The organism is Mycobacterium sp. TH-M11, assembly GCF_057473725.1.
On record NZ_JBYCLD010000276.1, the window covers coordinates 1 to 8,658 of the forward strand.

At 65.3% G+C, this 8,658-nt stretch carries 8 protein-coding genes and 1 pseudogene; all 9 read left to right on the forward strand.

The window, feature by feature from the left end; genetic code table 11:
• Nucleotides 1–197: pseudogene (locus AC2VOG_RS11540) on the forward strand (hypothetical protein); the annotation flags it as partial.
• 119 nt (nt 198–316) lie between these two features.
• Nucleotides 317–2,122: a transcription termination factor Rho gene (gene rho / locus AC2VOG_RS11545; protein WP_486940031.1), complete on the forward strand. Its 1,806-nt coding sequence runs from the start codon at nt 317–319 to the stop codon at nt 2,120–2,122.
• A gap of 120 nt (nt 2,123–2,242) precedes the next feature.
• Complete coding sequence (gene fadD1 / locus AC2VOG_RS11550) at nt 2,243–3,850, forward strand: fatty-acid--CoA ligase FadD1 (protein WP_486940032.1); 1,608 nt, start codon at nt 2,243–2,245, stop codon at nt 3,848–3,850.
• Between the two features lie 138 nt (nt 3,851–3,988).
• Entirely contained in the window at nt 3,989–4,231 is a 243-nt protein-coding gene (gene rpmE / locus AC2VOG_RS11555) for a 50S ribosomal protein L31 (protein ID WP_486940033.1), read from the forward strand.
• A gap of 102 nt (nt 4,232–4,333) precedes the next feature.
• Nucleotides 4,334–5,407 carry a peptide chain release factor 1 gene (gene prfA / locus AC2VOG_RS11560; protein WP_486940034.1) on the forward strand — a complete coding sequence of 358 codons (1,074 nt, stop codon included), beginning with the start codon at nt 4,334–4,336 and terminating at the stop codon, nt 5,405–5,407.
• The gene (prmC, locus tag AC2VOG_RS11565; RefSeq protein ID WP_486940035.1) at nt 5,404–6,258 is read left to right on the forward strand and encodes a peptide chain release factor N(5)-glutamine methyltransferase; all 855 of its coding nucleotides are present in this window, start codon (nt 5,404–5,406) and stop codon (nt 6,256–6,258) included. Before prfA ends, prmC begins: the two co-directional genes overlap by 4 nt.
• Nucleotides 6,258–6,911: an L-threonylcarbamoyladenylate synthase gene (locus AC2VOG_RS11570; RefSeq protein WP_486940036.1), complete on the forward strand. Its 654-nt coding sequence runs from the start codon at nt 6,258–6,260 to the stop codon at nt 6,909–6,911. Before prmC ends, AC2VOG_RS11570 begins: the two co-directional genes overlap by 1 nt.
• Nucleotides 6,912–6,962: 51 nt before the next feature.
• Nucleotides 6,963–8,153 (forward strand): glycosyltransferase family 4 protein, encoded by a 1,191-nt coding sequence (locus tag AC2VOG_RS11575; protein WP_486940037.1) that lies wholly within the window; start codon nt 6,963–6,965, stop codon nt 8,151–8,153.
• Between the two features lie 224 nt (nt 8,154–8,377).
• The coding region (locus tag AC2VOG_RS11580) for an ATP synthase subunit I (protein WP_486940038.1) at nt 8,378–8,658 on the forward strand (281 nt) is incomplete at its 3' end.

The window sequence follows — 8,658 nt, forward strand, 5'->3', positions numbered from 1 at the left end:
GGCTTCTTGCTTCCGGCACCGAAGAAGGTTATTCTCGGTTCCGTCCAGCAATCGCAGTCATCTGCATGATGCGCAGACATTGCGCGACCCCTAGGACGAACACCAAATTCTTCTCGTGGACGATGGTTCGCCATAACATCGCCAATCTTGGCAATCACCGTTGCAGAGTCGATCTTTGGCAGCACTCGGCGAATTGACCGAATGCTACGAACCCCTGGCTTGATTCGATCAGCGAGGGAGAGAAAGGAAATCCGTGACCGATACGGACCTCGTTACGGCTGGCGACAGCACTGAAAATGACAAGCTGCCCACGCCTGTGACCCCCGATACTTCCAGCGAGGCCGACGCGCGGTCGAGTGGCTCGGATGCTTCGCTGGCCACCATGGTGCTGCCCGAATTGCGCGCGCTGGCCAACCGGTCTGGCGTCAAGGGCACCTCTGGAATGCGCAAGAGCGACCTGATCGCCGCGATCCGAGAGAGCCGTCAGGGCGCCCGCCCCAATGGCGTGTCGACCAACGGCGACTCTGCATCGTCCGCCAGCCACGCCGCGGAGGCCGCTGACCAACACAACGAGGCGGCCGCCACCAGCCACGCCGACGCCGGCGACACGGCTCCTGCCGAGGACAACCGCGCCCGGGACAAGCAAAACGACCGGGGCGATAAGAAACAGCACAACGGCAACGACAAGCCCGTCGAGAACAAGTCCGAAGAACGCGCCTCCGACAAGGATGCGGACAAGGGTGGCGAGCAGGGCTCCGCAGGACAGCAAAACCGCGGTGGCCAGAACAACCAGAACCAGAACCAGAACAACCAGAACCAGAACAACCAGAACCAGAACAACCAGAACCAGAACGACGACGACGGCGACGGACGTGGCGGTCGCCGCGGTCGCCGGTTCCGGGAACGTCGTCGCCGCGGTGAGCGGCCCGGCGAGGGCGGCGGTGGCAATGACACCGAGCTGCGCGACGACGACGTCGTACAGCCAGTGGCCGGGATCCTCGACGTGCTGGACAACTACGCGTTTGTCCGGACCTCCGGCTACCTGGCTGGCCCCAACGACGTCTACGTCTCGATGAACATGGTGCGTAAGAACGGATTACGCCGTGGTGACGCTGTGACCGGTGCGGTGCGGGTGCCCCGCGAAGGCGACGGCGGCGACAAGAACCCGCGTCAGAAGTTCAACCCGCTGGTGCGCTTGGACACCGTCAACGGCGGGCCGGTCGAGGACGCCAAGGATCGTCCCGACTTCACCAAGCTGACGCCGTTGTACCCCAACCAGCGCCTGCGTCTGGAGACCACCGGCGATCTGCTTACCACCCGGGTCATCGACCTGATCATGCCGATTGGCAAGGGACAGCGTGCGCTGATCGTTTCCCCGCCCAAGGCGGGTAAGACGATGATCCTGCAGGCCATCGCGAACGCGATTACCAAGAACAATCCCGAGTGCCACCTGATGGTCGTGCTCGTCGACGAGCGGCCCGAAGAAGTCACCGACATGGCGCGCTCGGTCAAGGGCGAGGTGATCGCCTCGACGTTCGACCGACCGCCGACCGACCACACAGCGGTCGCCGAGTTGGCGATCGAACGTGCCAAGCGGCTGGTGGAACAAGGCAAAGACGTTGTGGTGCTTCTTGACTCGATCACCCGTCTGGGCCGCGCGTACAACAACGCGTCGCCGGCCTCGGGTCGTATCCTGTCCGGTGGTGTCGACTCCACCGCGCTCTACCCGCCCAAGCGTTTCCTTGGCGCCGCTCGCAACATCGAGGGGGGCGGATCGCTGACGATCATCGCCACGGCGATGGTCGAGACTGGATCTACCGGTGACACAGTCATTTTCGAGGAATTCAAGGGTACCGGTAACGCGGAGCTCAAGCTCGATCGCAAGATCTCCGAGCGCCGGGTGTTCCCGGCCGTCGACGTGAACCCCTCGGGTACGCGTAAGGACGAATTACTGCTCTCGCCCGACGAGTTCAGCGTGGTGCACAAGTTGCGCCGCGTGCTGTCTGGTCTGGATTCCCACCAAGCCATCGACCTGCTGATGTCGCAGCTGCGAAAGACCAAGAACAACTACGAGTTCCTGGTCCAGGTGTCAAAGACGACGCCGGGAATGGACAACGACTAGCTGATTTAGATCGGTTAGCACACCGCTGCGGTCGGTCGATCATGGCCGTCCCGCTCCGTTACCGTCGGCGCGACGGTAACCTGCGCCATGTCGGAGACCGACGGGGAAAGCGGTGAACCAGTGGCGGACACTATTCAGCAACTGCTTCGCGAGCGCAGTACCGACTCCACGCCTGCCGTCAAGTACGACGATCGGGTCTGGAGCTGGCGCGAGCACCTCGCCGACGCCTCGGCAACCGCGGCCGCACTGATCGGCATCGCCGACCCCGAGCGTCCGCTGCATGTCGGCGCGCTGCTGGGCAACACCCCGGAGATGCTCACCGCGATGGCTGCGGCGGCACTCGGTGGCTTTGTGCTGTGCGGGATCAACGACACCCGCCGCGGCGCCGCGCTGGCCACAGACATCGTGCGCGCCGACTGTCAGATCTTGCTGACCGATTCTGCGCATCGGGCGTTGCTCGACGGCCTGGATCTGCCCGGGGTCCGTGTCATCGACGTCAGCACCGATCGGTGGTCGGCCCGGGTCGCTTCGGCCGGGCCGTTGGTGCCGCATCGGGAGGTGGCACCAACCGACACGCTGATGATGATCTTCACCTCGGGAACCAGTGGCGAACCGAAGGCCGTTCAGATCACGCACTTGACTGTTATCTTCGCCGGTGCCAACCTAATTGGCCGATTCGAGGTGGATTCGTCCGACGTTTGCTATCTGTCGATGCCGCTGTTTCACTCCAACGCGCTGCTCGCTGGGTGGAGCGTGGCAGTCGGCTCCGGTTCGGCGATGGTCCCCGCCACCTTCTCGGCGTCGCGGCTGCTGAGCGACCTACGCCGTTACGGCGCCACCTACATGAACTACGTCGGCAAGCCGCTGGCCTACGTGCTGGCCACTCCCGAACAGCCCGACGACGCGGAGAACCCACTACGGGTCGCATTCGGAAACGAGGCCAGCGACCGCGACATCGCCGAGTTCAGCCGGCGATTCGACTGCGCGGTCTGGGACGGCTTTGGCTCCAGCGAGGGCGCCATCATCATCACCCGCGAAGACGGCTGCCCGCCCGGCTCACTGGGACAAGGCTTTCCGGGCGTCAGCATCTACAACCCGGACACCCTCGCCGAATGCGCGGTGGCGCAATTCGACCGCGACGGCGCGCTGCTCAACCCCGACGAGGCGATCGGCGAACTCGTCAACACTACCGGCGCCGGCCTGTTCGCCGGCTACTACAACGACCAGGCCGCCACCGACGCCCGGTTGCGCAACGGCATGTTCTGGTCGGGCGACCTGGCCTACCGCGACGCCGACGGCTGGATCTATTTCGCCGGCCGCAGCGGCGACTGGCTCCGCGTCGACGGCGAGAACATGACCACCGCGCCGATCGAGCGGATTCTGCAGCGGCTGCCCGCGGTCAGTCAGGTCGCGGTCTACGCGGTCCCTGATGAGCAGGTCGGCGACCAGGTCATGGCAGCGCTGGTGCTGGTCGATCGCGCGACACTGCAGCCGGGGGAGTTCAGCGACTTCCTGGCCGCCCAGCCCGATCTGTCGCCGAAGGCGTGGCCGCGACACGTCTGGATCACCGACACGATGCCCACCACCGCCACCAACAAGGTCCTCAAGCGGCAGCTCACAGCGCAGGGCAGCGCCCCCGACGGAGGCGTTGTGTGGACTCGCATCGGCCGCGGCACCAGCTATACGGCGGTCGACCGCTCGGTAAAAGCGCAGGTGGGACCGAGCTAGCTCGGGGAATGCCCGGGGCGCCGCGCGCGTTTAGGGTCATAGCGGCTGAACTGGCATAATGAGCAGCCGACGGCACGGTTCCGGTTCACGTCTGAGCATGACTTGGCGACCCGGCGACCGACGAACGAAGAGGAAACCATGAAAGCTGACATTCACCCCGCTTACGGCGAGACCACCGTGGTCTGCGGTTGCGGCAACACATTCCAGACGCGCAGCACCAAGGAGAGCGGCCACATCGTGGTCGAGGTCTGCTCGCAGTGCCACCCGTTCTACACGGGCAAGCAGAAGATTCTGGACAGCGGTGGCCGCGTGGCCCGGTTCGAGAAGCGCTACGGCAAGCGCAATGCCGGCGCTGACAAGGAAGCTTCGGCCGACAAATAGCACGATCGACGCCCGGTCTGCCGCGATAGTTGCGCAGGACGGGCGTCGCTTTATGTGCGGAAGACTCCAGCATGAGTGGGACAGCCCAGCGAGGAAGTGAGCATGACCGAAGGCGCTAAGGGGATTGACGCGCTGGTGGCTGAGCACTCCGATCTCGAGAAGAGACTGTCCGACCCCGAGTTGCACAGCGATGCGGCCAACGCGCGCAAGGTCGGTCGCCGCTTTGCGCAGCTGGCCCCGATTGTGGCGACGCATCGTCAGCTCACTTCCGCGCGTGAGGATCTGCAGACAGCGCGTGAACTCGCCGTCGACGATACGTCGTTCACCGACGAGGTCGGCGAGTTGGAAGCTCTAGTCGACGAGTTGGAGACCAAGCTCAGCGACATGCTGGCGCCGCGTGACCCGCACGACGCCGACGACGTGGTGCTCGAAGTCAAATCCGGTGAGGGCGGCGAGGAATCAGCTCTCTTTGCCGCAGACCTGGCCAGGATGTACATCCGCTATGCGGAACGCCACGGCTGGACCGTGACGGTGCTGGACGAAACCTACTCCGACTTGGGTGGCTACAAAGACGCAACCCTGACCATCGCGAGCAAGGGCGATTCGGCGGACGGCGTCTGGTCGCGGCTGAAATTCGAGGGCGGCGTGCACCGCGTGCAACGCGTGCCGGTCACCGAATCCCAAGGCCGCGTGCATACTTCGGCTGCCGGCGTGCTGGTGTACCCCGAACCAGAGGAAGTGGGCGAGGTGCAGATCGACGAATCGGATTTGCGGATCGACGTCTATCGCTCGTCGGGCAAAGGGGGCCAAGGCGTCAACACCACCGACTCCGCGGTGCGAATCACCCACCTGCCCACCGGGATTGTCGTCACCTGCCAGAACGAGCGGTCGCAACTGCAGAACAAGGCCCGCGCGATGCTGGTGCTCGCGGCTCGCTTGCAGGCGCTGGCCGAAGAGCAGGCGTCCGCCGACGCCTCCGCCGACCGGGCCAGCCAGATCCGCACGGTCGATCGCAGCGAACGCATTCGCACCTACAACTTTCCGGAGAATCGGGTGACCGATCACCGGATCGGTTACAAGGCGCACAACCTGGATCAGCTTCTAGATGGTGACGTCGACGCTTTGTTCGACGCCCTCGGCGCCGCCGACAAGCAAGCCCGGCTGCAGCAGGCATGACCATTCAGCCCCGATTGCGTTGCGCGATCGACTCGGCGACCACACTGCTGAAAGAATCCGGCATCGACTCCGCCCGCTACGACGCGGAAGAACTGGCCGCGCACCTGGCCGGCACCGAGCGGGGCCGACTGGCGCTGCTTGCCACACCCGACGACGGCTTCTTCGATCGCTACCGCGCCACGATCGCCGAGCGGTCGCGCCGGATTCCCTTGCAGCACTTGACCGGCACCGCCGCCTTCGGGCCGGTGGCGCTGATGGTCGGGCCCGGTGTCTTCATCCCTCGCCCCGAAACCGAGGCGATGCTGGAATGGGCCACCACACAGGCCCTTCCGGACGCTGGGGTGATCGTCGACCTCTGCACCGGTTCGGGTGCGCTGGCGCTCGCGTTGGTGCGGCACCGGCCTGACGCCCGCGTGATCGGCGTCGACGACTCCGAGGCGGCGCTGGAATATGCGCGAACCAACGCCGCGGACACCACGGTGGAGTTGGTAAAGGCCGACGTCACCGTGCCCGGTGCGCTCAGCCCGCTCGACGGGCGGGTCGACCTGCTGGTGTCCAACCCCCCCTACGTTCCAGACGGCACCGAGCTTGACCCCGAAGTGCTCGACCACGATCCGTCGCACGCCGTTTTCGGTGGACCCGACGGGATGACGGTGGTCACCGCGATCGTCGACATCGCGCAGCGACTGCTCCGCCCCGGTGGCTTGTTCGCCGTCGAGCACGACGACACCACGTCGGCCTTGACCGTTGAATTGATCTCGCGCACAGGATGTTTCGAAGAAATTACGCCACGCAACGATCTCACCGGGCGCCCTCGATTCGTCACGGCCCGACGGGCGGGCGATCGCTGATGAGCGAGACGATCGACTGCTCGACGCCCGAACAGCGTTCGCGTGCCATCGCATCGGCGGCGGCAGCGGTGAAGAACGGCGGCCTGGTCGTGTTACCGACCGACACGGTGTACGGCGTGGGCGCCGACGCGTTCAACAGTGCGGCGGTGACCGCTCTGTTGAACGCCAAGGGCCGCGGCCGCGACATGCCGGTGCCGGTGCTGGTCGGCTCCTGGCACACCATCGACGGCCTGGCCATGTCGGTGTCCCCGTCGATGCGCAATCTGGTCCGCGCGTTCTGGCCCGGCGCCCTGAGCCTGGTGGTCAGGCAGGCGCCGTCAGTGCACTGGGACCTCGGCGATGCCCGCGGCACCGTCATGCTGCGCATGCCGTTGCATCCGGTGGCGATCGAGTTGCTGCGCGAGGTCGGGCCGATGGCGGTGTCCAGCGCCAACATCTCCGGACGCCCGCCGGCGGTGAACGCCGGCGACGCCCGCCTGCAATTGGGTGATCTCGTCGATGTCTACCTCGATGGCGGGCAGGCGGCCCAGCAGGCCGCCTCGACCATCCTGGACCTCACGTCTGCCCAGCCGCGCATCCTGCGCTCGGGTCCGGTCAGCGCCGAGCGCATCGCCGAGGTGCTCGGCATCGACGTTGACGGGCTGAGCGGCTGAACGGTCGGCTGAATTAGTTCGATCTCAGGACCGTGCACTACGGTTTTTGGGATGGTCAGCGGTGCCGACAACCTCGCCGGCGGTTTGCTCGGTTTGGCCGATCGGGGCGCCGGTGTCCCGCTGCGCGAACTCGCTCTCGTCGGACTGACCGCCGCGATCATCACCTATTTCGCCACCGGCCCGGTACGGGTGATAGCGACCCGACTGGGAGCGGTGGCGTATCCGCGCGAGCGTGATGTGCACGTGACCCCGACGCCGCGGATGGGCGGCCTGGCGATGTATGTCGGAGTGGTCTCCGCGGTATTCCTGGCGTCGCAGCTACCCGCTCTCACCCGCGGCTTCGTCTACTCGACAGGCATGCCTGCGGTGGTGCTGGCGGGCGGGCTGATCATGGGCATCGGCCTGATCGACGACCGCTGGGGTCTGGACGCGCTGACGAAATTCGCCGGTCAGATCACCGCGGCAAGCGTGCTGGTCACGATGGGCGTCGCCTGGAGCGTGCTCTATATCCCGCTGGGCGGGGTCGGCACCATCGTGCTCGACCAGGCGTCGTCGATTCTGCTCACGCTGGCGCTGACCGTTTCGATCGTCAACGCGATGAATTTCGTCGACGGGCTCGACGGCCTGGCAGCCGGGTTGGGACTCATCACCGCGCTCGCGATCTGCATCTTCTCCGTCGGGCTGCTCCGCGACCACGGTGGGGATGTGCTGTTCTATCCGCCCGCGGTCATTTCGGTGGTGCTGGCGGGAGCGTGCCTGGGTTTTCTGCCGCACAACTTTCATCCGGCCAAGATTTTCATGGGCGATTCCGGCTCGATGCTGATCGGTCTGATGCTGGCCGCGGCGTCGACGACGGCCGCCGGACCCATCTCGCAGAGCGCGTACGGCGCGCGCGATGTGTTTGCTCTGCTGTCGCCGTTTCTGATCGTCGTGGCGGTCATGTGGTTGCCGATGCTCGACCTGCTGCTCGCGATCGTGCGTCGTACCAGAGCGGGGCAGAGCGCGTTCAGCCCCGACAAGATGCATTTGCATCACCGCCTGCTGCAGATCGGTCATTCTCATCGCCGGGTCGTGCTGTTGATCTACTGGTGGGGAGGCATCGTGGCTTTCGGCACGGCAAGCACCATTTTCTTCAATCCGCGGGACACCGCCGCCGTCATGTTGGGCGCGATCCTGATCGCGATCGTCGTGACGCTGATCCCGCTGCTCCGACGCCGTGACGATGTCTACGACGAGGAGTAGTAGAGTCCTTGTCGATGTGGTAAGGTGCTGGTAGAACCCGAATTAACCTCGCGGGTTGCCGGCCACCGGCAGACGGAGTCCGCTCCGATCCTGTCGGCCAACGACCGACATAGGGGAGCTGTCCCTTGGGTGATGCGAGTGCGGTGCAAGCGCTCCGATACGCTCTACGGGCCACGTAACGAGCAACACACAACTCCCCCCGGAACGAGGACTGAGGTGCTGCAGTGACCACACCAGCGCAGGACGCGCCGTTGGTGTTCCCGTCCATTGCGTTCCGGCCTGTTCGCCTCCTGGTCATATCGGGGATGCTGACCGCCGTCGCCGTCGCAATCGCCGCGTCTCTCGGCTCTCCGATGGTCGGTGGTTTCTTCGGTGTGGGGCTGTTGCTGGGTTTGCTCAACGCGCTCGGGGTGCAGCGTTCAGTCGCAGCGATCACCGCCGACGAGCACCCGCTGAAAAAGAAGATGGCCGCGAACTCCGCTACGCGACTGCTGGTGATCACCAC

Bases quoted from the DNA above. Each gene is read 5' to 3' on its own strand.
- rpmE (WP_486940033.1), top strand. From the start codon at position 3,989: ATGAAAGCTGACATTCACCCCGCTTACGGCGAGACCACCGTGGTCTGC.
- prfA (WP_486940034.1), top strand. From the start codon at position 4,334: ATGACCGAAGGCGCTAAGGGGATTGACGCGCTGGTGGCTGAGCACTCC.
- prmC (WP_486940035.1), top strand. From the start codon at position 5,404: ATGACCATTCAGCCCCGATTGCGTTGCGCGATCGACTCGGCGACCACA.
- AC2VOG_RS11570 (WP_486940036.1), top strand. From the start codon at position 6,258: ATGAGCGAGACGATCGACTGCTCGACGCCCGAACAGCGTTCGCGTGCC.
- AC2VOG_RS11575 (WP_486940037.1), top strand. From the start codon at position 6,963: ATGGTCAGCGGTGCCGACAACCTCGCCGGCGGTTTGCTCGGTTTGGCC.